This is a genomic window from Azospirillum canadense (genome assembly GCF_025961225.1).
GTDB classification, from domain to species: Bacteria; Pseudomonadota; Alphaproteobacteria; order Azospirillales; family Azospirillaceae; genus Azospirillum; species Azospirillum canadense.
The window spans coordinates 79,709-104,665 of the sequence record NZ_JAOQNG010000010.1 but is presented as its reverse complement, the minus strand read 5'-3'; the positions used below and the strand labels follow the sequence as shown (position 1 = coordinate 104,665).

Genomic DNA, 24,957 nt, shown 5'->3' with positions numbered 1-24,957 from the left:
GATCATGGCTTCACACGCTCACGCGCATCAACCGCCCGCCCATCAACCTGTTGGCGGACGTCTGCTGACGTTGCCGTTCCTCGTCTGCTCCGTCCTCGTGGTCATCGCCGCCTTCATCCTGGCGCAGCGGTACGGCCACGGGCTGGGGGCCGTCACGAACCTGTCGGACGGCTATCCGTGGGGCATCTGGGTGGCCATCGACGTGGTCATCGGCTCGGCCTTCGGCTGCGCCGGCTACGTCATGGCGCTGCTCTGCTACATCCTGAACAAGGGCGAGTACCACCCGATGGTCCGCCCGGCGGTGATGGCCAGCCTGTTCGGCTACGGCCTCGCCGGCGCCGCGGTGCTGATCGACCTCGGCCGCTACTGGCATTTCTACCACCTGATGATGCCCTGGTACGCCCAGCCGAACTCCGTGATGCTGGAGGTCGGGCTGTGTGTGGCGACCTACACGCTGGTGCTGGTCGTTGAGTTCGCCCCGGCCTTCCTGGAGCGCTTCGGCGTCGAGGGGCTGCGGCGCAAGCTGAACCGGGTGCTGTGGGTCTTCATCGCGCTCGGCGTGCTGCTGCCGACCATGCACCAGTCCTCGCTCGGCACCATGATGGTGATCGTCGGGCACAAGCTGTCGCCGCTCTGGCAGACACAACTTCTGCCGGTCTTCTTCCTGCTGACCGCGGTGCTGATGGGCTTCGCCATCGTGGTGTGGGAGTCGGTGATGGCCTCGCTGAACTTCCGCCGCCCGATGGAAACGCCGGTGCTGCGCAAGCTGGCCCGGCTGATGCTGGTCGTCGCCTTGGTCTTCGTGGCGCTGCGCATTGTCGACCTTCTGGTGCGCGGCCAGTTGGGCCAAGCCTTCGGCGGCCCGCAGGCCGGCTGGTTCTGGGTGGAGACGGTGCTGATGGTCGGCGGCCTCGTGCTGCTGATCCCCAAGGCGAACCGCGGGCGGTCGCGCGCGCTGTTCCTGTCCTCCTCCATGCTGCTGGCCGCCGGGATCCTATACCGCCTGAACGTCTACCTCATCGGCTTCACGCCGTCGGTCGGCCCCTGGCACTACTTCCCGTCGGTCAAGGAAATCATGGTCACCGTCGGCGTCTTCGCGCTGGAGATCGCGCTGTACCTGGTCTTCGTGAAGAAGCTGCCGGTCCTCCACGCCATCGAAGACCACGCTACCACCTCACACGCCGTCCAAGCGAAGCACGGCTGAGTTTAGGAGACTTTCGTTATGGCTCAGCGAGTTGTTGTTGATCCGGTCACCCGCATCGAGGGTCACCTGCGGGTCGATTGCGAAGTGGACGGCGGCAAGGTCACCAAGGCCTGGGCGTCCGGCCAGATGTGGCGCGGCATCGAACTGATCCTGCAGGGCAAGGACCCGCGCGACGCCTGGGTGTTCGCCCAGCGCATCTGCGGCGTCTGCACCACCGTGCATGCCATCACCTCCGTCCGCGCGGTGGAGAACGCGCTGAAGCTGGAAGTGCCGCTCAACGCGCAGTACATCCGCAACATGATCCAGGGCGCCCACAACGTCCACGATCACATCGTCCACTTCTACCATCTCTCGGCGCTGGACTTCGTCGACATCGCCTCGGTGCTCAAGGCCGACCCGGCGGCCACGGCGAAGCTCGCCCAGTCCATCTCCGACTGGCCGAAGAACAGCGTCCAGGAATTCGCCACCGCGCAGAAGAAGCTCCAGGCCTTCATCAACTCCGGCCAGTTGGGCATCTTCGGCTCCGGCTACTGGGGCCACCCGGCGATGAAGCTGACGCCGGAGGCCAACCTGATGGCCGCAGCGCACTACCTCCAGGCGCTGGACTACCAGCGGCGCATGAACAAGGTGGTGGCGATCCTCGGGTCCAAGACCCCACACATCCAGAACATGGCGGTGGGCGGCGTCACCAACCCGATCAACATGAACAGCCAGTCCACCCTGACGCTCGAAAAGCTGATGTACATCAAGCAGCTGATCGACGAGGTGGGCGACTTCATCACCGCCGTCTACCTGCCGGACGTGGCGGCCATCGGCGCCTTCTACGCCGATTGGACGCAGTATGGCCGGGGCGTGGTGAACTACCTGTCCATCCCCGACATGCCGCTGGACACCAAGGGGACCGTCTTCGCCCTGCCCGCCGGCTTCATCGAGAACGGCGACCTCGCCAAGGGCTTCACCCCCGTCAAGGGCTTCAACGACCCCTATTTCGAGAAGGGCGTGAAGGAAAGCGTGAAGCACGCCTGGTACCAGGGCGGCAAGGGCCCCCTGCACCCCTATGACGGGGAGACGATCCCGCAGTACACGGACTGGCAGGACGACGGCAAGTACAGCTGGATCAAGTCGCCGACCTTCTACGACAAACGTGCCCAGGTCGGCCCGCTGGCCAACGTGCTGGGCATGTACGCGTCGGGCCACCAGCGCACGCAGTACTGGGTGCACGCGGTGCTGGACACCATCTCCAAGCATCTGGGCAGCAAGGTGGGCGTGGACGCGCTGCACTCCACCATCGGCCGCCACGCTGCCCGCGCGGTGCGCTGCGTGGTCCTGCACGAGGAGCTGCAGAACCAGTGGAAGCTGCTGATGGAGAACATCGCGAAGGGCGACACCACGACCTTCAACAAGCCGGTGTTCCCGAAGGGCGAGATCCGCGGCTTCGGCTTCCACGAGGCGCCGCGCGGCATGCTGTCCCACTGGGTCGTCATCGAGAACGGCAAAATCAAGAACTACCAGGCGGTCGTGCCGACCACCTGGAACGCCGGCCCGCGCGACGAGACCGGCCAGATCTCCGCCTACGAGGCCGCCCTGCTCGACAACCCGGTGGCGGTCGCCGACCAGCCGCTGGAGATCATCCGCACGCTGCACAGCTTCGACCCGTGCCTGGCCTGCGCCGTGCACCTGACCGATACGGAGACGAAGTCGCACTATCAGGTGAAAGTGCTCTGAGTCTCTTCTCAAGTCGCCCATGAACTGGCCCCTCTTCCACCCGGAGGAGGGGCCTTTTTTCGTGGCCCAACTTTTGTGATTGATCCAGTTCACGGCGCACGCCCCCGAATCCGGCTATCGGCGTCGTCTCACCCCTCGTTACGGAGCCCGAACCCCATGTCCATCCTCGTCCTCGGCCTCGGCAACATCCTCCTGATGGACGAAGGGGTGGGCGTGCGCGCCATGGAGGCGTTCGACGCCGCCTGGACCGTGCCCGACCATGTCAGCGTCGTGGACGGCGGCACCTGCGGCATGGACATGCTGGACCTGATCGCCAGCCACGACCACCTGATCGCGGTGGACGCGGTGAAGACCGGCGCGCCGCCGGCCACGCTGGTCGTGTTGCGCGGCGATGAGGTGCCGGCCTATTTCAAGGGCAAGCTGTCGCCCCACCAGCTCGGCCTCAGCGACCTGCTGGCCTCGCTGAAGCTCCAGGACGAGGCGCCGCAGAGCGTGACGGTGATCGGCTGCGTGCCGATGGCGCTCGGCACCGGCCTGATGCTGTCCCCGGAGATCGAGGCGAAGATTCCGGAGATGGTCACCCTGATCGCCGGGGAACTGGCCCGCCACGGTGTGACGGCGACGTCTCGCCAAGTGGACTGAGTTTTTCACCACCAAGACACCAAGAATCCATGCCCTGCCGAGCGCGAGGATTCTTGGTGTCTTGGTGCCTTGGTGGTGAATCGATTATCCGTGCTTACCGGTCCGTGCGGATCGGCCCGTACTCCACCGGCACCCAGGCGTAGCCGGCGGGCTCGGCGCGGACGTGGCCGATGCCGGGGAAGGGCAGATGGGCGCCGGCCACCCACAGCTTCTGCGCCACGGCGTCAGCGAAGATGCGCTTGCGCGTCTCGATGGCCTGGGCCTTGTCCACGTCGAATTCTATGGCGACCTCCGGACGGGCGAACTGGACGGAGTGGCTGTGGACCAGATCGCCCCACATCAGGATGCTCGTGCCCTGGGACGTGAACAGGTACCCGCTGTGGCCTGGCGTGTGCCCCCCGGCCGCGACGCTGGACACGCCCGGCATCAGGGCCTCGCCCGGCTGGTAGGGCTTCAGCGTCCCGGCCGCGGCGTAGGGCGCCACCGCGGCGCGCGCCATGGCGAAGAGGGGCTGCACATCGGCCGGGGCCTTGGCAGCGACTTCCTCGCTCAGCCAGAAGTCGGCGTCGGCCTTGGCCACGCGGACCTCGGCGTTGGGGAAGGCCATGGCGCCGTCGGCGGCCAGCAGGCCGTTGGCGTGGTCGGGGTGCAGGTGGGTCAGCAGCACCGCGTCGATCTGCGCGGGGTCGTAGCCGGCCGCGCGGATGTTGTCGGCGATGAAGCCCAGCGTCGGCCCGAAGGCCTTGGCCGTGCCGGTGTCCACCAGGACGAGATTGGTCCCGGTGTGCACGAGGAAGGCGTTGACCGCCGTCTGCACGCCCGGCGTGACGGCCAGGAACATGCGGGCGAGCAGGCCCTGGATGTCCTCCGCGCTCGCCCCGCTCAGGATCTTCGGGTCGAGGTCGATGAAGCCGTCGTACACCGCGGTGACCTCGATGTCGCCCAGCGCCATGCGGTAGAAGCCCGGCGCCTGGGTGCGCAGTTGGGCCGGCGGCGCGGCCAGGGCCGGGGCGGCAACCGTGGCGGTGGGGCCGGCGACGGCCATGGCGAGCAGCGCACCGCGCAGCGCGCCGGAAATGGACAAGGTCATGGACAAAATTCCCCGGTGGACGAAATGGCGGCCAGAATGCCGTCCGTCGCCCCGAGGAGAAAGTGCGCGCATCGCCGCACGCTAAACCTCTGGTGGATCGCATGGATCGACCGCGGATCCGGGCATGGAAAAGGCCCGGCGGAAGACTCCGCCGGGCCTTTCTGCATCGAATCGAGAACCGTCAGCCGAACGCGATCAGCGCAACGCCGGCCAAGCCGACCAGCGCGCCCGTGCCACGCACCGCCAGTGCCCCACGACGGCCCTCGACCAGGCGGCGCAGCGACAGCGCCGCGCCGATGCCGGCGACGTGCAGCAGGGCGGTGGAGATCGCGAAGCCCAGGCCGTAGAGCAGCGGCTGCGCCGCCTCCGGCATCTCCGTGCCGTGGGCGTGGCCGTGGAAGACGGCGAACAGGGCGACCACGCCGGCCGAGGCCAGCAGCGGCAGGCGCGACTGCAGGGCGACCAGCCCGCCCAGCGCCGCCACCGACAGCAGGATCCCCAGCTCGGCCTGCGGCAGCTCCAGCCCGGCCATGCCCATCAGGCCGCCGCCGACCATGGCGCCGACGAACGCGGTGGGCAGGAGCCACAGGGCGTTGCCGCCGCGCTGCGCGGCCCACAGGCCGACCGCGACCATGGCCAGCAGGTGGTCCCAGCCGCCGACGGGGTGCAGGAAACCATGGACGAGCCCGGCGTCGTGGGCGCCGAAGGTGTGGGCGAGCGCCGCGTTGGGCAGCGCGGCGAGGGCCGCGGTGGCCGACGCGAGAGCGAGACGTTTCATCCGAGCATTCCCCTGACGTTCGTTAAGCCGCGCGCGACCGACCCCTTTCCATCGCGCGCGTTGCGACCGCCACTCTACCAGACCGACACCGTTTGGAAACATCCGTCCGCAGGGAAACCGTTTGGGAACCGTATCTTTGATGCACATCAATGTGCGCGTGCGCCCCCCGGTCAAGATGCCGGACGAACACAAACAGGACGCGCGCATGTGTCTCGGCATCCCGATGCAGGTCCTTGAGACCGACGGCTTCACCGCGCTGTGCGCCGGCCGGGGGGAGGAGCGGCGCGTCAACGTCATGCTGATCGAGGAGGTGCCGCCCGGCGGCTGGCTGCTCGTGCACCTCGGCAACGCCGTCCGCGCGCTGGAGGAGGAGGAGGTCAAGCCGCTGAACGACGCGCTGGACGCCATCCTGCTGGCCGCCCGCGGTGAAAACGTCGACCACCTGTTTGCCGACCTCGCCGCCCCGTCCGGGACCAGGGACTGATGGAATCCCGCATCGCCGCCCTGGTGGACGCCTACCGCGCGATCGGCGCGCGCGACATGGCCGACGTGCCGATCTGCAACGCCGCCCTGTCGGTGGAGGCCGTGGGCTTCCGCGAACAGGGGCCGGGCTGGCTCGGCTGCGTGATCGCGCCCTGGTTCCTCAACGCCGTGCTGATCCCGCGCGACCCGGCGGCCTGGGCCGCGCTGCTGGACGGCGACAAGACGGAGGTCGCCCTGCCGTCGGGCGCCTACCGCTTCACCGCCGCGCGCATGGACGGCCTGGGCACGCTTCTGGTGATCCCGCTGGTGTCCGCCATGAACGTCCTGTCGAGCCAGGAGGAGGCCCGCGCCGCAGCAAGCCTCGCCCTCGACACGCTTCTGAAGGCGCCGACACCCGCGCCGGTCCCGGAAACGCCCGCCGCGAAGCCGGAAACGCCGGCCCTGTCCCGCCGCACCCTGTTCCGCGGCGGACGCCGGTGAGCCCCGCGCCCGGAGGTCTGGAAGGATCGGTTTCCGTCCGCCTGACAGTGGCCGGCGGGCGGGTGGATGCTGCGATGGTGACCATCGCCCGCCCGGCCGCCGCCCGCGCGCTGGTCGGGCGAACGCCGGACGAGGCCCAGGCGCTCATCCCGCTTCTGTTCAGCCTGTGCGGCACCGCCCAGGCTCTGGCCGCCGCGCAGGCGCTGGAAGCGGCGCTGGGGGTCGACGCCTCCCCTCACGGCGACGCCCGCGCCCTGCTGGTCGCGGCGGAGACGCTGGACAACCACGCCTGGCAGGTTCTGATGGGCTGGCCGGCGCGGTTGGGCGAGTGCCCGCAGCCACAGGCCCTGGCCACGCTGCGCCATGCCACCGCAGCGATTCCGGCGGCGCTGTACCCGGCGCGCGACGGGCGGCGTGTCGGCGGCGGCAGCCTGCGCCCGGACCGCGCCATGCTCGACGCCGCACTCTCCCGCCTGTCCGGGCCGCTGCTGGACGCCGTGTTCGCCGGCCCCGCCCCCGTCAGCCCCATCTTGGCCAACTTGGCCGACCTCGACAGCTGGGCCGCGGAGGGGGCCACCCCCGCGGCCCGCCTGATGCGCCGCGCGCTGGCGCCGGACCTCGCCGGCTTCGGCGCCGTGGACGCCGCGGCTCCCACCGGTCCCCTGGCCCGGCAGCAGGCGCACCCGCTGGTTGCCGCGCTGTTGGTTCGGCATGGCGCCGGCGTCGCCGCGCACCTCGCCGCCCGGCTGGTGGAGATCGCCGCCCTGCCGGCCCGCATGGCGGAGCTTGCTGCCGGCCTGGAACCCGCCGATCCCGGCCGAGAAGCCGGCGGCCCCGGACACGGCGCCGGGGCGGTGGAAACGGCGCGGGGGCGGCTGACGCACTGGGTGCGGTTGGACGGCGGGCGCATCGCCGACTACCGCATCTCCGCGCCCACCGAATGGAACTTCGCCGCCGATGGTCCGCTGGCCCGCGGGCTGGTCGGGGCGGTCGCGGACGCCGGGCTGGAGGAGCGCGCCGGGATGCTGGTGGCGGCGCTCGACCCCTGTGTCGCCAGCACCATCGTCATCGAGCGGAAGGACTGACCCCATGCACGAGCTGGCGCTCAGCCAGGGCATCATCGACGTGATCCGCGACCAGTCCGCCGCGCAGGGCTTCACGCGGGTGAAGACCGTCCGGCTGGTCATCGGCGCCCTGTCCCATGTCGAACCGGACGCGATCGCCTTCGGTTTCGACGCGGTCAGCCGCGGCACGGTCGCCGAGGGTGCCGCGCTTGAGATCGAGCGCCCGCCCGGGGAGGCCTTCTGCCTGGGCTGCGAAAAGCCGGTCCCGCTCGCCGAGCGGTCCGATCCCTGCCCGCATTGCGGGGGGCACCAGCTCGTCGTCACCGGCGGCGAGGAATTGCGCGTCAAGGAACTGGAGGTGGAGTGATGTGCACGGTCTGCGGCTGCGCCGAGGGCGAAACCAAACTCGAATCCGGCCACGCCCACGGCCATCATCACCATCATCACGATCACGATCACGATCATGACCACGGGCACGAACATGTCGGCCCGGACGGCAAGGTCTACCGCCACACCCACGGGCACCATCACCACGATCACGGGCATGAGCACGGGCATGACCACGGCCACGACCACGGCACCATCGACCTCAGCCGCGGCCCGGCCGGGACGGAGGTGCCGGGCCTCTCGCAGGCGCGGCTGGTGACCATCGAGCAGGACATCCTGGCCAAGAACGACGGTTTCGCCGCAGTGAACCGACAGCTGTTCGCGGCCAAGGGCGTGTTCGTGCTGAACCTGATGTCCAGCCCCGGGTCGGGCAAGACGACCCTGCTGACCCGGACGCTGACCGACCTGAAGGGCCGCTTCCCCATGGCGGTGATCGAGGGCGACCAGCAGACCAGCTTCGACGCCGACCGCATCCGCGCCACCGGCACGCCGGCCATCCAGGTCAACACCGGCAAGGGCTGCCATCTGGACGCCCAGATGGTGACCCAGGCGGTCGGCCGTTTGGGCATCGAGGACGACAGCGTCCTGTTCATCGAGAATGTCGGCAACCTCGTCTGCCCAGCCGGCTTCGACCTGGGCGAGGCGCACAAGGTCGTCGTCCTGTCGGTGACGGAGGGAGAGGACAAGCCGCTGAAATACCCGGCCATGTTCGCCGCTGCCGACCTGCTGCTGGTCAACAAGGTCGACCTGCTGCCGTACCTGACCTTCGACGTGGCACGCATGATCGACTACGCCCGCCGGCTGAAGCCGGGTCTGCGCGTCATCGAGGTCTCCGCCACCGGCGGCCAGGGGCTGGAGGAGTGGTACGCCTGGATCGAGGACGGTCTGGACAAGGCCAGCGCACGCCGGTGAAACGGGTTCGCGTCCGGGTCCGCGGGCAGGTCCAGGGGGTGGGCTTTCGCCCCTTCGTCCACGCGCTGGCCCATCGCTTCGCCCTGACCGGCTGGGTCCTGAACGACGGCGAGGGCGTGCTGGCGGAACTGCAGGGAGACGCGCCCGGCGCGTTTCTCGAAGCACTGGAGACGGAGGCCCCGCCGCTCGCCCGCGTCGACGCGGTGGAGGCGGCGGACGTCCCCGTCCAACCGGCCGAGACCGGCTTCGTCATCCTTCCCTCGCGCAGTGGGGCGGTGACCACCGGAGTCTCCGCCGACGCCGCTGTCTGCCCGTCCTGCCTCGCCGAACTGTTCGACGCGCGCGACCGCCGTTACCGCTACCCGTTCCTGACCTGCACCCACTGCGGCCCGCGCTTCACCATCACGCGGCGCCTGCCCTACGACCGGCCGAACACCTCGATGGCCGGTTTCCCCCTCTGCCCCGCCTGTGCGGCCGAATACGTCGACCCGGCCGACCGCCGCTTCCACGCCCAGCCGACCGCCTGCCCGGACTGCGGCCCGCGCCTGTCGCATTCCATCGAGGACATCCTCGCGGCGCTGAAGGCCGGCAAAATCGTCGCCATCAAGGGGCTGGGTGGCTTCCACCTCGCTTGCGACGCCTTCAACGCGGAGGTCGTGGCGCAGCTGCGCGAGCGCAAGCAACGCAACGGCAAGCCCTTCGCCCTGATGGTCGCCAACGCCGCCTCAGCCGAACGCCTCGCCGAGGTGGGTGCCGCGGCGCGCGCGCTGCTGGAGGGAGTGGCGCGGCCCATCGTGCTGCTGCGGCGGCGTTTTACCCCCACCCTCCCGCTTCACGGGTCCCCCCCTCCCCCGCTGGGCGGGGGAGGGCCTGTTCGCGAAGCGGCGGAGTTCCCTCCCCCGCCCAGCGGGGGAGGGTTAGGGTGGGGGCAACCGGCCGCCGCACTCCCCCCAACCCTCCCCCACTCCATCGCCCCCGACCTCGCCTGGATCGGCGTCATGCTGCCCTGCACGCCGATCCAGTACCTGCTGTTCCACGAGGCCGCCGGCCGCCCGGAGGGCACGGCGTGGCTGGAGGAGCCGCAGGACCTGACGCTCGTCATGACCTCCGCCAACCCCGGCGGGGAGCCGCTGGTCATCGACAACGCCGAAGCGCGGGACCGCCTGACCGGCATCGCCGCCTTGATCGTCGACCACAACCGCGACATCCTCGTCCGCGCCGACGACAGCGTGATGCGCGTGGTGGCCGGCGCGCCGGCCTTCCTGCGCCGCGGGCGCGGGCATGTGCCGGTCCCGATCCGCCTGCCCCGCGCCGTACCCCCCGTGCTGGCCGTCGGCGGGCACCTGAAGACGACCGTCTGCCTGACCCGCGGTGCCGAGGCCTTCCTCAGCCAGCACATCGGCGACCTCGACAACGCCGCCACGCTGGCCTTCCTGGACGAGACCGTCGCCCACCTGCGCGCCATCCTGGAGGTGGAGCCGGTCGCCGTCGCCCACGACCTGCACCCCGATTTCCAAAGCACGCGCTTCGCCGAGTCCCTCGGCCTGCCCACCGTGCCGGTGCAGCACCACCACGCCCACGTCGCCGCGGTGCTGGCCGAGCACGGCGTCACGGGCCCGGTGCTGGGTCTGGCGCTCGATGGGTTCGGGCTGGGGGCGGACGGCGGCTCCTGGGGTGGGGAGATGCTGCTGGTCGATGGGGCGCGGTTCGAACGCATCGGCCACCTCACCCCGCTCGCCCAGCCGGGCGGCGACGTGGCCGCGCGCCAGCCCTGGCGCATGGGGGCGGCGGCGCTCGCCCGCATGGGGCGCGGCGACGAGATCACCGAGCGCTTCCGGCACTGCGGCCCGGCCGACGGTGTCCGGCGCCTGATCGAGACCGGGTTCAACGCGCCGCCAACCACGTCCTGCGGGCGCTGGTTCGACGCCGCCTGTGGACTGCTGGGCGTGCGCGCGGTTGCCGGCTTCGAGGGCGAGGCGCCCATGGTCCTGGAATCGCTGGTCCGCAGCCCCACCGTCCTGGCGGGCGGCTGGCGGATCGCCGACGGCGTCCTCGACCTCACGCCTCTGTTGGAAAGCTTGTTGCAGATCAATGCGCAGGAGGGTGCGGACCGCTTCCATGGCACGCTGGTGGAAGCGCTGCTGGACTGGGCGATGCCCGAACTGGCGGCGCGGAACCTCGACCGGATCGCGCTGTCGGGCGGCTGCCTGATGAACGCGGTGCTGGCCGACGGGCTGGCGGCGGGCTTCGCAACGCGCGGGATCACCGCCCTGCTGCCCCGCCGCGCGCCCGCCAACGACGGCGGCCTCAGCCTCGGCCAAGCCTGGGTCGCCGCGCAAACGCTGATGTAGGGGAAGGTTGGGAAACGATGTGCCTCGCTGTGCCCGCCCGCGTCGTGGAACTGCTGGACGACGACCGCGCCACGGTCAGCCTGGGCGGGGTGAAGGTCGCCTGCTCCCTTTCGCTGGTCGAGGGGGTCGAGGTCGGCGACTACGTCATCGTCCATGTCGGCTACGCGCTGAACAAGCTCGACCCGGCGGAGGCCGAACGCACCCTCGCCCTGCTGGCTGAGGCCGGCGCCATTTCTTCCACCGAAACCGTTGCCTGACCGGAAGCCGCCATGACCGACCGCCGCCTCTTCACCCGCAAGCTCGACCTCGCGACCGGGGCCGTGGACATGAGCCACGGGTCGGGCGGGAAGGCCATGGCCCAGCTGGTGCGGGAGCTGTTCGCCGCCGCCTTCGCCAACCCGCTGCTCGACCAGGGCAACGACCAGGCGGCCTTCGACGCCCCGGTTGGGCGGATGGTGGTGACGACCGACGGCTTCGTCGTGGCGCCGCTGTTCTTTCCCGGCGGCGACATCGGCTCACTGGCGGTGCACGGCACGGTGAACGACGTCGCCATGGCCGGGGCGGTGCCGCTCTACCTCACCGCCGGCTTCATTCTGGAGGAAGGTTTCCCCCTGTCCGACCTGAAGCGGCTGGTCGACAGCATGGCCGCCGCCGCGCGTGAGGCCGGCGTGTCCATCGTCACCGGCGACACCAAGGTGGTGGAGCGCGGCAAGGGTGACGGCGTCTTCATCACCACCACCGGGATCGGCGTGGTGCCGCCGGGGGTGGCGCCGTCGGGCGACCGGGCGCGGCCGGGCGACGTGGTGCTGGTCAGCGGCACCATGGGCGACCACGGCGTCGCCATCATGTCCACGCGCGAGAACCTGAGTTTCGAGACGGCGATCCGCTCCGACAGCGCGGCGCTGCACGGACTCGTCGCCGCGATGGTTGCGGCGGTGCCGGACGTCCATGTCCTGCGCCACCCGACGCGCGGCGGGCTGGCCACCACGCTGAACGAGATTGCCCACCAGTCGGGCGTGGGAATGCTGCTGCGCGAGGCCGACATCCCGATGCGGAGCGAGGTCGCCGCCGCCTGCGAGCTGCTGGGGCTCGACCCGCTCTACGTCGCCAACGAGGGCAAGCTGATCGCCATCTGCGCCACGGAGGACGCCGACCGCCTGCGGGCCGTCATGCGCGCCCACCCGCTGGGCGCCGAGTCCGCGGCAATCGGGACGGTGGTGGACGACGCGCACCGCTTCGTCCAGATGCAGACCCGCTTCGGCGGCAAGCGGATCGTCGACTGGCTGTCCGGCGAGCAACTCCCCCGGATTTGTTGACCCGCACCATAAGGGTTGCCTCTTCCCGCCCAGCCCCCGCTGCGGGGTGTACCGCGACGGATCCGCCCCGCCGCGGCCCGCCCGGCGGACCCCGAACGTGTCGCCACGCGTTGCCTCCGCCGGGTGACGCATTTGTTTGCACGCTTGCTTGAACGAGGGGGTCAATGGGAATTCCGCAGTCCATCCAGTTGGGGGCCGCTCCGCTTGAGCCGGGCGACCTTGCTGGGGCCGCCTCGGCCGCGGAGCTGGTGGCCAGGCTTCCGGCCACCGAACCGCTGCACCGCAACCGGGTGAAACGCGCCTTCGACGTGGTTGGTGCCCTCGGCCTTCTCGTCCTGTTCGGGCCGCTGATGCTGCTCGTGGCGCTGCTGATCGTCATGGACGGCGGGCCGGTCGTGTTCGGGCACCGGCGAGTCGGCGCGGACGGCCGCGACTTCACCTGCTGGAAGTTCCGTTCCATGGTCGTGGACGCGCCCGCCGTGTTCGAACGGCTGATGGCCAGCAGCGCGGAGGCCCGCGCCGAATGGGCCGCGACGCGCAAGCTGCGCAACGACCCGCGCATCACCTGGGTCGGCCGTTTCCTGCGGCGGACCAGCCTGGACGAGCTGCCGCAGCTCGTGAATGTGCTGACCGGCGACATGAGCCTCGTCGGCCCCCGTCCCATCGTGGACGAGGAGGTCGCGCGTTACCACGTCTGCTTCCCCTTCTACATGCGCTGCCGTCCGGGCCTTACCGGCCTGTGGCAGGTCAGCGGGCGCAACGACGTCGACTATGGGCGCCGGGTCCAGCTCGACACCGCCTATCTTCTGGGCTGGACCCTGTGGGGCGACATCCGGATCCTGCTGCGCACGGTCGGCGTGATGGTCAGCGGCAAGGGCGCCTATTGAAGGCGGCCCGGCGCGAACGGGTGCCCATTCCGGGCTAGAATCTCGGCGCCCGCTCCCTCCCCCGCCCGGAGGATGGCCGCGACACCGCGGGCTCCTCATATTCGTTCTCATGCGAATAATTCTCGGGCGAACGGTCTTGGGAAAAATGTTTCGCCGGCACCGGTTGGACCGGTGGCCGCCCCGTGATCCGGCTGGGCAAATTTTTGGGATTGCTTGCGCGCCGTGCTCGGTTGCACCATGACGCCCGAAGGGACTGGCCTTATGGGCCGTCCCTCGCGGACCGGAAGGACATGCCCATTGGCCTGGAAGACCCAAGTTCAGGACTCAACGTCAGGACCCCAGACTTCAGGATATGGCCCCATGATCTTCCGGCGCGTGAAACCCCTGGTATAATGAAGCGTGTAGTAGGCTCGATGTCAGTTTATCCGCCGGCCGGGCCGGCCTGTCGAGAGGGGCGCAGGATGGCGAAACTGCTGGTGGCGCTGTTGCTGCTCGTGGCGGCTGTTGGACCCGCTTGCGCGGTGGCGCCGTCGTCCCGCGCCGACACCAGCGTCGCGCTGGAGCGGTACCGGCAGGAGTTCGCCAAGGTCAAGGGCACGGCCGCCGCGCCGTCCACGACCGACCGCAACTACATCCTGTTCGCCGACGTGATGCGCCGCGTGCTGGCGGAGCATGTGAAGCCGGCCGCCCCCCAGACGCTGGTGGACAAGGCCGTCGCCGGCCTCCAGAAGAAGAAGAAAGAGGAGCCGGCGGCCACCGACCGCGTACTGACCGAGGCGGCGCTGGACTCCATGCTGTCGTCGCTCGACCCCTATTCCAGCTTCCTCGACTCCGAGCATTTCCGCTACATGCGGGAGCAGACGCAGGGCGAGTTCGGCGGTCTGGGCATCGAGGTGACGATGGACGACGACAGCGGGCTGATCCGCGTCGTGTCGCCCATCGACGGCTCCCCGGCCGCCCGTGCCGGCCTGCGCACCGGCGACCTGATCGCCAAGATCGACGACGCGCAGGTGAAGGGCATGAACCTGCGCGACGCGGTCGCCCGCATGCGCGGTCCGGTGGGCACCTCCGTGGCCCTGACCATGCGCCGCAACGGCGGCGGGACGGTGGCGGCCAATGCGGGGAATGGCGGTGGCAACGCCGGCGGAAATGGCGGCAGCAACGGTGGCAGCGGCGACGCTGCCCCGTTCCGCGTGTCGCTGACCCGCGCCGTCGTGAAGATCCAGCCCGTGCGCTACCGGCTGGAGGGCGACGTGGCCTACATCCGCATCGCGGCATTCAACCAGCAGACCTCCCACGCGCTCGACGACGCGGTGGACGACCTGCGCCGGCAGGCCAACGGGCATCTGGCCGGCGCGGTGCTGGACCTGCGCAACAACCCGGGCGGCCTGCTCGACCAGGCGGTGAACGTCGCCGACCGCTTCCTGGAGGCGGTGGACATCGTCTCCGTGCGCGGCCGCGACCCGGACGAGAACCGGCGCTACACCGGCACGCCCGGCGACCTGATGGCCGGCCTGCCCATCGTCCTGCTGATCAACAGCGGATCGGCCTCCGCGTCGGAGATCGTCGCCGGCGCGCTCCAGGACCACAGCCGCGCCCTGCTGTTCGGCACGCGCAGCTATGGCAAGGGGTCGGTGCAGACCATTTCGTCGCTGACCGGCGACATCGGCATCCGCCTGACCACCGCGCGCTACTTCCGCCCGTCGGGCGGGCTGGTCGACTGCTTCGGCGTGACGCCGAACCTGGAGATCAAGCCGGCCAACGACAACAGCGAGGAAACGCACCCCGATCCGGCGACCTGCGACCCGAACGCCACGCCCCCGTCCCCGCCGCGTGCATGGAAGATGGAGGAGCTGTGCCCCGACGTGGCCGCCGTCCCGCCGAAGCCGGACTCCGACCGCCCGCTGGAATGCGCCGTCGCCGCCATCCGCACCCGCCTGATGGGCACGCTGGCCGGCCGGCCGTAACCAGCACACCAATCCTACGAAAAAGCCCTCCGCTCGACGTGAGCGGAGGGCTTTTCTTTTCAGGACCTTCGGTCGGCCGCAGTGGAAAGGGTCCGCCCCTTTCCGCCGCAACGGGACCGTTCGACGTCAGACCACTTCGACGCGCTGCGCTTCCGGACCCTTGACGCCCTGGCGGACGGTCACCCGCACCTGCTCGCCGTCGGCGAGCACGTCCAGGCCCGAGCGCTCCAGGGCGCGGATGTGAATGAAGATGTCCTTGCCGCCGGAGGCCGGGGCGATGAAGCCGAAGCCCTTGGAGGTGTTGAACCACTTCACGGTGCCGTCGACCGTCTCCTCGGCGCCGCCGCCGAAATCGTTGCCGTAACCGCCGCCACCAAAGCCGCCGCCGCCATAACCGCCGCCGTAGCTGTCGCCGCGCGGCGGACGGGAGGAGGAGCGGGCCGGGGAGGCGCTGGCCGTCGACAGGTCGACGTCCGCGATCGTGGCGACCTGCGGGCCCTTCGGGCCGCGCGACAGGTCGCAGGTGATGGTCGCACCCTCGGGCAGGCTGTCGTGACCAAGAAGCTGCAGGACGGTGGAATGCAGGAAGGCGTCCGGCGAACCATCCTCGGGCGTGACGAAGCCGAAGCCCTTGGTGGCGTTGAACCACTTGACGGTGGCGCGGACATTGCGCTGGGTGATCTCAGGAGCGCGGAAGCTGTTGCGCTGCGGACGGTCGAACATACGTGTGGTCTCATCTTTCGTGATCGGCCGCAACCCAGCAAACGGGGCGCGGCGGTTCGAAGATGATCGGTTCGGCCCGGCTTTTCAATTGAGATGCGCGCCCAGGGCGGGGACAAACCGCCAAAAAACACGCTCAGGGCCGCCCGGAGACGCCGGGCGACCCAAAATGTCTCAATTGCCTCGAAAATCGGCGCATGCCCGCGGTTCCGCCCCCGGGTTCAGCACCGAATTCAGGCGTTCGCGCCGCAGCACTTCTTGTACTTCTTGCCGCTGCCGCAGGGGCACGGATCGTTGCGGCCGACCTTGGGGCCGCTGCGCGGGCGGGCGCCCAGGACGCCGTCGACGTAGTACCAGCGGCCGTCGCGCTTGGTGAAGCGGCTGGTCTCGTGATGCTTCTGCGGCTTTCCGTTGGTGACGAAGTTGGCGACGAACTCGACCACGCCCTCCTCGTCGTCCGCGCCGCCGGCCTCGGTCGAGCGGACCTCAAGCCCGGTCCACTGGCTGCTCTTGGCCCAGGACTCAATCTCCTTGCGGTGGAAGTCCTCGCGCGTTTCCGGCAGCAGGGTTTCCTGGAGATAGTCGATCTTGCCGGTGGCGAAGGCCGAGTAGCGCGAGCGCATCAGCGCCTCGGCCGTCGGCGCCGCAGCCGTGCCGTCGAGGTAGGGGCCGCAGCAGGCGTCCAGCGCCTTCCCGGAACGGCAGGGGCATTCGTTCGTGGTGCTGTCGGTCATCGGTCGGGCCTCTCGTCGTCGCCTCTCGTCGTCAAGGGCGCCATGCATAGCGCAGCCGCCGCCGTCCGCCAAGACCAATGCCTGATGCGGGCGTCGCGCGCGGTTCCGGCAAAAAGCCATCCAGCGGTTGGGGCAATTCGGCTAGAATGCGCGGAACAGTGGACGGACTGCACAGACCAGGGCCATGACCGACGCCACCTTGCCGCGCCGACGGATTCCCGTCGGCACCGTGCTGATGCGCCAGGGCGACCGAGGCGATCGCGCCTGGCTGGTCGAGGCCGGGACGCTGGACATCCTGCTGGACGGCCCGGAGGAGCAGCGCTGCCTGGGCACGGTCGGTGCCAACGCCGTGGTGGGCGAGATGGCGCTGATCGACGACGGCGCGCGCAGCGCCACCGTCCGCGCGACCAGCGACGTGACCGCCGTCGAGTTGTCGCGCGAGACGTTCCGGACACTGCTGTGCAAATGCCCGCCGCTCGCCTCCTATCTGCTGGAAAGCCTGATCGCGGCCATTCGCCGCACATACGGGCTGCCGCAGCCGGAACGGCGGGAGGGCGGCACCGACATCCGCTCCTCGACCTCCCACACCACCGTCATGGACCGGCGGATGTTCCGCGTTGGGCATTCCTTCTTCCAGCAGGGCGATGAGGGGACCGCCGCCTATCTGATCCAATCGGGATTGGTCGGCATCCGGCGCGACGGGGCACAGATCGCCGTGCTCGGCCCCGGCCGCATCTTCGGGGATCTGGCGCTGCTCACCGGCCGACCGCGCGCCGCGGCGGCCGTGGCGCTGGAGGCGACCGTCTGCGAAGTCATCCGCAAGGACCAGTTCGTGAAGGCGGTGGCCGCCATGCCGCCGATCCTGCGGTCGCTGACCCGCATCTACATCGACCAGCTGGCGAGCGGTCGCATGCCGGGCGGGCCGACGGACGGCGGCGGCTGAACGCGACGCGCGGGAGCCGCGGGCAACATTCGACACGGATTTCACGGAACCGCCCGGTTCAGCGCGCCCGACTGCGACACAGCGGCCCTTCGGACAGGCCTGATCCATGAAATCCGTGCCTAAATCCGCGCAATCCGCGTTCCTTGGTGCCCCCGACGACGCGACCCAAACAACCTCAGGCGATTGCCCGCCGGCCGTCCCCGCGGCTATCCTGCGCGCCCCCTTGCCGAGATGCGACCATGACGACGACCAGCCCCAAGCCAACCCGCGCCACCAAAGACAGCAAGGCGCCGCGCCCGCAGCCCGACCTGTCCTTCGAGTTGGCGCTCGGCCAGGGGCGGCTCGTCTGCGGCATCGACGAGGTCGGGCGCGGGCCGCTGGCCGGTCCGGTGGTCGCCGCCGCCGTGGTCCTGCCGCCCGACGGGCTGCCGGCGCACGTCGCCCGCGCGATCAACGACAGCAAGGCGCTGAGCCAGCGCGTCCGCGAGGAACTGGAGCCGGAAATCCGCGCCCACGCCCTGGCTGTGGCGCTCGCCGAGGCCAGCGCCGCGGAGATCGACGACCTGAACATCCACAAGGCGACGCTGCTCGCCATGGCCCGCGCTTACGCCGCACTGCCGGGGGAGGCGCCGGCCGTCGCGCTGATCGACGGCAAGTTCAAGCCCGCCCTGCCCTGCCTGGCCGAGGCTATCGTCAAGGGCGACGGGCGCAGCCAGTCCATCGCCGCCGCCTCCATCGTCGCCAAGGTGGCGCGCGACCGCGAGATGGCCCGGCTGGCCGCCCTGCACCCGCAGTACGGCTGGGAGCGCAACGCCGGCTATCCCACGCCGGAGCATCTGGACGCCCTGCGCCAGCACGGTGTCACGGCGCACCACCGAGTCAGTTTTGCACCAGTGCGCGCGCAAAAAGCGCTGGCGGACTGAGCGCCGGGATTCCGGGGTAAGAAACCAGTTGACGGCGACTCGGCGGCGAATCATTGTCCAAGCGAGTGAGTCGCTGCTGTTGGTTTGCGTCAATGCTCCCCCTGAACAAAATTCTGGTGGGCGATTGCATCGCCCTAATGAATGAATTGCCGGCCGAATCGGTCGATCTTGTCTTTGCAGATCCGCCTTATAACCTCCAATTGGGGGGTGAACTCTTGCGTCCGAACCATTCCAAGGTCGATGGAGTGGAAGAGGACTGGGACAAGTTCGAGGATTTCGAGACTTACGACCGCTTCACCCGCGACTGGCTGGCCGCCGCGCGCCGCATCCTGAAACCCGAGGGATCGTTGTGGGTGATCGGCAGCTACCACAACATCTTCCGCGTCGGCGCCACCTTGCAGAATCTGGGCTTCTGGATTCTGAACGACATCATCTGGCGCAAGACCAACCCGATGCCGAACTTCCGCGGCACGCGCTTCGCCAACGCGCATGAGACCATGATTTGGGCCTCGCGCGAGAAGGACGCGCGCTACCGCTTCAATTACGACGCCATGAAGGCGCTGAACGACGACCTCCAGATGCGCAGCGACTGGCTGCTGCCGATCTGCAGCGGTGGGGAGCGGCTGCGCGACGAGGACGGGCGGAAGACCCACCCGACGCAAAAGCCGGAATCGCTGCTGTACCGGGTGCTGCTGTCCTCCTCGCGACCGGGCGACACGGTGCTGGATCCCTTCTTCGGCACCGGCACCACCGGCGCGGTGGCCAAGCGGCTTGGCCGCAATTGGATCGGTCTGGAGCGTGACGACACCTACGTGAAGGCCGCCCAGGCCCGCATCGACGCGGTGGAGGAGGCACCGGATCCGTCGGTGCTCGACACGCCGCCCAAGCGTTCCGCCCCACGCATCCCCTTCGGCTGGGTGGTGGAGCGCGGCCTGCTGCGCCCGGGCACCTCGCTGTTCGACCAGCGGCGCCTCAACCGCGCGCTGGTGCGCGCCGACGGCACGCTGGTCGGCTCCAACGCGCGCGGCGACCACCGCGGCTCCATCCACCAGGTGGGTGCGGCCATGGCCGGCCTGCCGGCCTGCAACGGCTGGACCTTCTGGCATTACGAGGACGGCGACGACCTGCGCCCCATCGACGTGCTGCGCGAGCGCATCCGCTCCGAAGCCCCGGCGCCATAGCCGCCCTTCCTTATCAGCAGGGGAGACCACCGGGAAACGCCGCCGCGACGCCTTGGCAGGCTCGTGGCGGCGTGATACGCGTGTGCGCCATGAACAAGCTCTTCGCCACCATCACCGCACCGGCCACCGCACCGGCCACCGCACCGGCGCCACGCCCGGCCCAGACGACGTCCACCCGTTGTTTCGTGCGCGATCTCGTCATGGACGCTTTGATCGGCGTTTATGCCCATGAACGGATCAAGTCGCAGCGGATCCGCCTGAACCTGGAGCTGGACCTCGCCGCCCCCGGCGTGACCGGCGAGGATATGGCCGCGGTGGTGAAGGCTCTGGTCAGCCAGGGTCACGTCACCCTGATCGAAACGCTGGCCGAACGCATCGCCGACCGCTGCCTGGAAGACGACCGCGTCGGCACCGCGCGGGTGCGGGTGGAAAAGCTGGACGTCTTCCCCGACGCCGCCAGCGTCGGCGTCGAGATCGAGCGGTCACGGGCGTAACAGCCCTCCTCCCCCAGCCCCGCTGGGAGAGGGGGCTTACGCCAGTTCCGCCTGCGGCGCGTCCACGCGTCCCGCGGCGACGGCCGGCTGGGCCATGGGGGCGGCGGTCAGTGGCAGGCCGATGGTGAAGCGGCAGCCGTCCCCCGGCTGGGACGCCACGGCGATGCGGCCGCCCAGCGTGCCGACCACGATGTTGTAGACGATGTGCAGCCCCAGCCCACTGCCGCCCTCGGTGCGGCGGGTCGTGAAGAAGGGCTCGAAGATCCGTTCCAGGTTTTCCGGCGGGATCCCCCGGCCGTCGTCGGTGAAGTCCACCACCACGCCCGCGGCCCCGTCGCGGCGGACGGTGATGGTGATCAGGCCGGGCGCGTCCGGACGGAAGGCGTGCACCAGCGCGTTGATGACGAGGTTCGACACCACCTGCGACAGGGCGCCCGGGTAGCTGTCCATGGTGATGCCGTCCGGGCAGTCGAGCGTGACGCGGTGCGGCGTGCGCTTCAACTGCGGGGCGAGGCTGCCCAGCACCCCTTCCAAATAGCCGCGCAGGTCGAAGGGACGCCGCGCTTCCGATGTCTGGTCGACGGCCACCTGTTTGAAGCTCTGCACCAGCGTGCAGGCGCGCTCCAGGTTGGCGAGGATCATGGAGGCGGCCTCCTCGATCCGGTCGACGAAGTCGTCCAGGTCGCGGCGGCGCACGCCCCCGTCGGTGACCGTGCGCTTGAACTGGCGCGTCAGTTCGCCGAGGTAGGAAGCGGCGGTGACGCCGATGCCGACGGGCGTGTTGATCTCGTGCGCGACTCCGGCCACCAGTGCGCCCAGCGAGGCCAGCTTTTCCGCCTGGACGAGGCTTTTCTGCGTGCGCTGCAGGTCGTGGAGCGCGCGCTCCGCCTGGTCCTTGGCGGTGACCAGCGCGTTCTCCGCGTATTTGCGGGCGGAGATGTCGTGGAGCGCCAGGAACATCGCCTCCTCGCCCTCGTAATCCATCGCCATGGCCGACAGGACGCCCCAGAAGGGGCGGGCGTCCGCCGTCCTCAGCCGGGTCTCGAAATCGGTCAGCCGTCCGCGGCGGAACACGTCGTCGGCGAAGGACCGCCAGTCGATGGCATCCTCCACGAAGTCCGGCACCGCACGGCCCAGCGCGTCGGCGGACGGCAATTCCAGCAGATCGGTGGTCGGCGCGTTGGCGAACAGGATGCGCCCGTCGGCGCGGCGCGCGATGACGATCGGAAAGGGCGAGCTTTGCAGGATGGTGCTGAGCCGCCCCTCGCTGGACTTCAGCGCGGCGGTCTGCGTGTGCAGGGTGACCATCACGTCGGCGAAGCGCTCCACCGCCCGGCCGATGCGGTCGAACTCCTCCAGCGACGCGGGCGGCAGCGACACCGGCTGCGGATCCTCCTGAAGCACGTTCAGCGAATCGCTGACCCGCAGCACCGGCTTCACCACGTGCCGGCGCAGCAGGACCGCCACGGTGCCCAGCAGCAGGATGGTCGCGGCGATGCCGGCGACGCTGCTCCACAGGCCGCGGCGGCCATAGTCGACGATGCGCTCCGCCATGCCCAGCGTGGTGGCGGCGGCGTCGCTGGACAGGCTTTCCGCCAGTTGCCGGAGTTGCCGGTAGGCGAGGTCGCTGTCCTGCCGGACTTGCGCCTGCACGGTCAGCCGGCCGCGATGCAGGTCGGCCAGCGAACGCGCCGCCGCAAAGCGGTCCAGCACCGCGGCGAGCCGTTGCGGCTGATCGCCCTCCCCCGCCGGCCGGCTGGCGACGGACAGGCCGCCGAGCATGGCCCGCTGGGTGCGCAGCAGCGCCACGATGTCGCCGTCCGTCTGGGCCAGCGCCTCCGCCGTGTCGGCTGCCACCGCCTCGCCGTACAGCCGGCGCAGGTGGTACAGGTTGCTGAGGAAGGCGTAGTCCTGCACGGCCTTGTCCGGCTCTGCCAGCAGCGAAGTGGCCACCGCCAGCGCGTCGTCCACCTGCGCCAGGGTCTCGCGGATGCTGGCCGACAGGGCGTCGATCAGGTCGGCGCGGTGGTTGCTCCGCCGCACGGCGTTCACCGCGCGGTCCAGCTTGTCGAGGACGGAGACGTCCACCACCAGGGCGAACTGGCTGGCCAGCGCCTCCGCCTCTTCCAGGGCGGCGGCGCGGCGGGCGCGGTCGCGGCTGTTCAGGATCACCTCGGCCAACCGGCTGAGCTGAGCGGCGGTCATGGCGTTCTGGTGCTGGGCGCCGATGCGCGGGACGGTGGCATTGCGCGCCTCCTCCGCGATGCCGACGATGCCGAGGAAGGCCGCCCCAACCACCGCGGTCAGGGTGGCGAGCACCAGCGCGACGGCGCCGATGAAGGCGATGGCGACGCCCTGCAGGCGCGGCTTGCGGGTGCGTCCGGAGCGCTGGTCGGAACGCTGGCCGGTGCGCTGGTCCTCGATGGTCGGCCGCGCGGCCGCGGGACGCCCGCCGCCGGCGTCCAAGCCGCCGGTATCGATACCAGCCGCCGCGGCGATGTCCGCCACGGCAATGTCCGCCAGCCCCGCCGACACCCGATCCTGCATGCCCGTTTCCCAGACGCTCGCGCAGGTGGGCGCCGGCTCCGGGAATTGCATACCCGAGGATGTTCACGAGCTGGCGACTGCACGCCTGAGTAACTTAGCGCCGCTCGCGCCCGGTCACCAGACGATTTTAATTCAAAGGCCAGCGGCTTAGCACCGCAGGCGGCGGCCCGGTCAATAGTTGCCGGCCGTGATAACCGGGAACGCTTGACCCAATGTTTCACCCCGCATTGCCGGCTGTTTCGGCGGCAGCGACGCAATCTCCTGGATCAATTTTTGGCGCAACGCTTCAACAAAGCTATCGCGGTCCATGGCCGTCTTGACGAAGCAATTGGGACCGGCGATCACGTTTTCCCGGTAATACTCTTCAAGCCACGGAAATTCATCGAGGATCGCCAGCGCGTTGATGGTGATCCCGCGCCTTTCCGCGCGGTTGCGCGCCTCCACCGGGTCCGGGCCGCTGTTGGAGAATCCGTTGGAGACGAGGTCGATGACCTTGCGCGGCGCCTCGATCCCATTGCCGTCGAACAGGCGGGCCGAGTCGTCGATGGCGCTGCCCAGCGCGGTGCTGTCGGCCTGGAGCCCGCGCGGTGCCGCGGCGATCTTGTGTGAGAAGGCCTTGGCGTCCTCGCCGCTGGTCAGGATCGTCCAGGGCACCAGCACCTTCAGGCTGTGCGGGCCGGAGAAGACGACCAGCGTCGCCGCCACCCCGCCCGCCGACACCGCGTCGGCCAGCGCAGGGTCGAGCAAGGCCGCGGCGTGGCCCTGGAGCTGGAAGTCGAGATCCCCATCGGTGATGGAGGCCGATCCGTCCACCGCCAGCACCAGTTCCAGCGACACCTGCCGCACGGCCGGCGCCTTCTCCTTTGCCGTCGCTGGCGCCTTCGACTCGGCCGCCACGGCCGGCGCCCCCACCAGGAGCACCGTCAGGAAAACCAGGAACGCCCGCCGCACCATGCTCCACCCATTCGCCATGCCTCATGCCCCACATCTCAAGCGTGGGCAAGCGCGTGGCGCACCACCTTCATCATGACGGAGGGAAGCGCCTGCCCGCCCAGCCGGTCGACCGGGACCCACAGGCCCTCCGCACGCCGCCAGCCGTCGCCCGCCTTCGCGGCGACGACCTCAAGTTCCAGGTGAAAATGGCTGAAAGTATGGCGGACCACGCCCGGCAGCCGGCGCCAGCCGGCGTCCAGCGGCGCCTGTTCCACCACGGCGGCCTCAATCGGCGCCGCCGTGGTCCAAGCGGTGGAGGGCACCTCCGTCATGCCGCCGAGCAGCCCCTGCTCCGCCCGCCGGCGCAGCAGGACGGCGCCCTCCGGGTTCAGCAGCCAGTAGGCGACGCCGCGCCGGGTCGGCTTGTCCGCCTTGGCGGCCTTGCGCGGAAGCTCCTCCTGGATGCCGGCCGCCCGCGCCGCGCACCACTCCGACCAGGGGCAGAGCATGCATTTCGGCTTGCGCGGCGTGCAGACCGTGGCGCCCAGGTCCATCATCGCCTGGGCATAGTCGCCGGGCCGGAAATCCGGGGTCAGCGTCGCGGCCAGCGCCTTCAGCTTCGGCTTGACGTTGGGCAGCGGCTCCTCCACCGAGAAGACGCGCGCGATCACGCGCTCCACGTTGCCGTCCACCACCGTGGCCTTGCGCCCGAAGGCGATGGAGGTGATCGCCGCGGCGGTGTAGGCGCCGATCCCCGGCAGTTCCAGCAGTTCCGCCTCCGTGTCCGGGAAGCGTCCGTCCATCTCCGTCGCCACGACCTGCGCGCATTTGTACAGGTTGCGCGCCCGCGCGTAGTAGCCGAGCCCCGCCCAGGCGACCAGCACGTCGTCCAGCGGCGCCGCCGCCAAGTCATGCACCGTCGGCCAGCGCTCCGTGAAGTTCCGGAAGTAGGGGGCGGCGGCCGGCACCGTGGTCTGCTGGAGCATGATCTCCGACAACCAGACCCGGTAGGGGTCGGCCTCCTCCCCCGGCCGAGATCGCCAGGGCAGGTCGCGGCGGTGGTGGTCGTACCAGGTGAGAAGCCGCTCGGCGGCAAGACGGGGGTCGGGGCGGGTGTCGCTGATCATGGCCCCCAACACATAGGCATTTTGTCCGCCACAAGAAAGCCTCCGGTGGGGTGCTGGCGCTCCCCGGAC

General features: G+C 69.9%; 24 protein-coding genes. 17 read left to right on the top strand and 7 right to left on the bottom strand.

Going from position 1 to position 24,957, the window contains the following annotated elements; genetic code table 11:
• The first annotated feature begins 4 nt into the window (after positions 1-4).
• From hybB to M2351_RS36185, 3 genes are all read left to right on the top strand, one after another.
• Positions 5-1,204, top strand: a complete 1,200-nt coding sequence (hybB, locus tag M2351_RS36195) for a Ni/Fe-hydrogenase cytochrome b subunit (RefSeq protein WP_264660825.1) — start codon at positions 5-7, stop codon at positions 1,202-1,204.
• A gap of 18 nt (positions 1,205-1,222) precedes the next feature.
• Entirely contained in the window at positions 1,223-2,929 is a 1,707-nt protein-coding gene (locus M2351_RS36190; RefSeq protein ID WP_264660824.1) for a nickel-dependent hydrogenase large subunit, read from the top strand.
• Positions 2,930-3,085: 156 nt separating this feature from the next.
• Complete coding sequence (locus M2351_RS36185; RefSeq protein ID WP_264660823.1) at positions 3,086-3,571, top strand: HyaD/HybD family hydrogenase maturation endopeptidase; 486 nt, start codon at positions 3,086-3,088, stop codon at positions 3,569-3,571.
• Between the two features lie 94 nt (positions 3,572-3,665).
• On the opposite strand, the gene M2351_RS36180 is transcribed toward M2351_RS36185, so the two are convergent.
• Both M2351_RS36180 and M2351_RS36175 read right to left on the bottom strand, forming a co-directional pair.
• On the bottom strand, positions 3,666-4,661 hold the full coding sequence (locus M2351_RS36180; protein WP_264660822.1) for an MBL fold metallo-hydrolase: 996 nt from the start codon (positions 4,659-4,661) through the stop codon (positions 3,666-3,668).
• A 181-nt stretch (positions 4,662-4,842) separates the two neighbouring features.
• A complete protein-coding gene (locus M2351_RS36175) occupies positions 4,843-5,439 on the bottom strand; it encodes a HupE/UreJ family protein (protein WP_264660821.1) in 597 nt (198 codons plus the stop codon).
• A gap of 139 nt (positions 5,440-5,578) precedes the next feature.
• Here M2351_RS36175 and M2351_RS36170 point away from each other — a divergent pair, with 139 nt between their 5' ends.
• The 10 genes from M2351_RS36170 to M2351_RS36125 all read left to right on the top strand — a co-directional run bounded on the left by M2351_RS36170 (position 5,579) and on the right by M2351_RS36125 (position 15,286).
• The gene (locus M2351_RS36170; protein ID WP_264660820.1) at positions 5,579-5,923 is read left to right on the top strand and encodes a HypC/HybG/HupF family hydrogenase formation chaperone; all 345 of its coding nucleotides are present in this window, start codon (positions 5,579-5,581) and stop codon (positions 5,921-5,923) included.
• Positions 5,923-6,402: a [NiFe]-hydrogenase assembly chaperone HybE gene (gene hybE, locus M2351_RS36165; RefSeq protein ID WP_264660819.1), complete on the top strand. Its 480-nt coding sequence runs from the start codon at positions 5,923-5,925 to the stop codon at positions 6,400-6,402. The genes M2351_RS36170 and hybE overlap by 1 nt, the downstream gene beginning before the upstream one ends.
• Before the next feature lie 74 nt (positions 6,403-6,476).
• Entirely contained in the window at positions 6,477-7,487 is a 1,011-nt protein-coding gene (locus M2351_RS36160; RefSeq protein ID WP_264660818.1) for a nickel-dependent hydrogenase large subunit, read from the top strand.
• A 4-nt stretch (positions 7,488-7,491) separates the two neighbouring features.
• Positions 7,492-7,833: a hydrogenase maturation nickel metallochaperone HypA gene (gene hypA, locus M2351_RS36155; protein WP_264660817.1), complete on the top strand. Its 342-nt coding sequence runs from the start codon at positions 7,492-7,494 to the stop codon at positions 7,831-7,833.
• Positions 7,833-8,765, top strand: coding sequence for a hydrogenase nickel incorporation protein HypB (hypB, locus tag M2351_RS36150; protein WP_264660816.1), 933 nt, complete (start codon positions 7,833-7,835; stop codon positions 8,763-8,765). Before hypA ends, hypB begins: the two co-directional genes overlap by 1 nt.
• Positions 8,762-11,116, top strand: coding sequence for a carbamoyltransferase HypF (locus tag M2351_RS36145; RefSeq protein ID WP_264660815.1), 2,355 nt, complete (start codon positions 8,762-8,764; stop codon positions 11,114-11,116). The genes hypB and M2351_RS36145 overlap by 4 nt, the downstream gene beginning before the upstream one ends.
• 17 nt (positions 11,117-11,133) lie before the next feature.
• The gene (locus M2351_RS36140) at positions 11,134-11,373 is read left to right on the top strand and encodes a HypC/HybG/HupF family hydrogenase formation chaperone (protein WP_264660814.1); all 240 of its coding nucleotides are present in this window, start codon (positions 11,134-11,136) and stop codon (positions 11,371-11,373) included.
• Between the two features lie 12 nt (positions 11,374-11,385).
• Positions 11,386-12,432, top strand: a complete 1,047-nt coding sequence (gene hypE / locus M2351_RS36135) for a hydrogenase expression/formation protein HypE (RefSeq protein WP_264660813.1) — start codon at positions 11,386-11,388, stop codon at positions 12,430-12,432.
• Positions 12,433-12,596: 164 nt separating this feature from the next.
• Complete coding sequence (locus M2351_RS36130; RefSeq protein WP_264660812.1) at positions 12,597-13,319, top strand: sugar transferase; 723 nt, start codon at positions 12,597-12,599, stop codon at positions 13,317-13,319.
• A gap of 461 nt (positions 13,320-13,780) precedes the next feature.
• Positions 13,781-15,286: a S41 family peptidase gene (locus M2351_RS36125; protein WP_264660811.1), complete on the top strand. Its 1,506-nt coding sequence runs from the start codon at positions 13,781-13,783 to the stop codon at positions 15,284-15,286.
• 126 nt (positions 15,287-15,412) lie between these two features.
• Here M2351_RS36125 and M2351_RS36120 read toward each other — a convergent pair whose 3' ends face one another.
• Together M2351_RS36120 and M2351_RS36115 are read right to left on the bottom strand one after the other, a co-directional pair.
• Entirely contained in the window at positions 15,413-16,009 is a 597-nt protein-coding gene (locus M2351_RS36120; RefSeq protein WP_264660810.1) for a cold-shock protein, read from the bottom strand.
• 230 nt (positions 16,010-16,239) lie between these two features.
• The gene (locus tag M2351_RS36115) at positions 16,240-16,740 is read right to left on the bottom strand and encodes a YchJ family protein (protein WP_264660809.1); all 501 of its coding nucleotides are present in this window, start codon (positions 16,738-16,740) and stop codon (positions 16,240-16,242) included.
• A gap of 184 nt (positions 16,741-16,924) precedes the next feature.
• Between M2351_RS36115 and M2351_RS36110 the strand changes: the two genes are divergently transcribed.
• The 4 genes from M2351_RS36110 to M2351_RS36095 all read left to right on the top strand — a co-directional run bounded on the left by M2351_RS36110 (position 16,925) and on the right by M2351_RS36095 (position 20,281).
• The gene (locus M2351_RS36110; protein ID WP_264660808.1) at positions 16,925-17,683 is read left to right on the top strand and encodes a cyclic nucleotide-binding domain-containing protein; all 759 of its coding nucleotides are present in this window, start codon (positions 16,925-16,927) and stop codon (positions 17,681-17,683) included.
• 239 nt (positions 17,684-17,922) lie between these two features.
• Complete coding sequence (locus M2351_RS36105; protein ID WP_264660807.1) at positions 17,923-18,606, top strand: ribonuclease HII; 684 nt, start codon at positions 17,923-17,925, stop codon at positions 18,604-18,606.
• 92 nt (positions 18,607-18,698) lie between these two features.
• Positions 18,699-19,787: a site-specific DNA-methyltransferase gene (locus tag M2351_RS36100; RefSeq protein WP_264660806.1), complete on the top strand. Its 1,089-nt coding sequence runs from the start codon at positions 18,699-18,701 to the stop codon at positions 19,785-19,787.
• A gap of 89 nt (positions 19,788-19,876) precedes the next feature.
• The gene (locus tag M2351_RS36095; RefSeq protein WP_264660805.1) at positions 19,877-20,281 is read left to right on the top strand and encodes a dihydroneopterin aldolase; all 405 of its coding nucleotides are present in this window, start codon (positions 19,877-19,879) and stop codon (positions 20,279-20,281) included.
• 36 nt (positions 20,282-20,317) lie between these two features.
• Here the strand turns inward: M2351_RS36095 and M2351_RS36090 are convergent, their stop codons facing one another.
• The 3 genes from M2351_RS36090 to mutY all read right to left on the bottom strand — a co-directional run bounded on the left by M2351_RS36090 (position 20,318) and on the right by mutY (position 24,888).
• Complete coding sequence (locus tag M2351_RS36090; protein WP_264660804.1) at positions 20,318-22,828, bottom strand: ATP-binding protein; 2,511 nt, start codon at positions 22,826-22,828, stop codon at positions 20,318-20,320.
• A gap of 171 nt (positions 22,829-22,999) precedes the next feature.
• Complete coding sequence (locus M2351_RS36085) at positions 23,000-23,800, bottom strand: DUF1194 domain-containing protein (RefSeq protein WP_264660803.1); 801 nt, start codon at positions 23,798-23,800, stop codon at positions 23,000-23,002.
• 17 nt (positions 23,801-23,817) lie between these two features.
• On the bottom strand, positions 23,818-24,888 hold the full coding sequence (gene mutY / locus M2351_RS36080; protein WP_264660802.1) for an A/G-specific adenine glycosylase: 1,071 nt from the start codon (positions 24,886-24,888) through the stop codon (positions 23,818-23,820).
• Between the last annotated feature and the right edge of the window lie 69 nt (positions 24,889-24,957).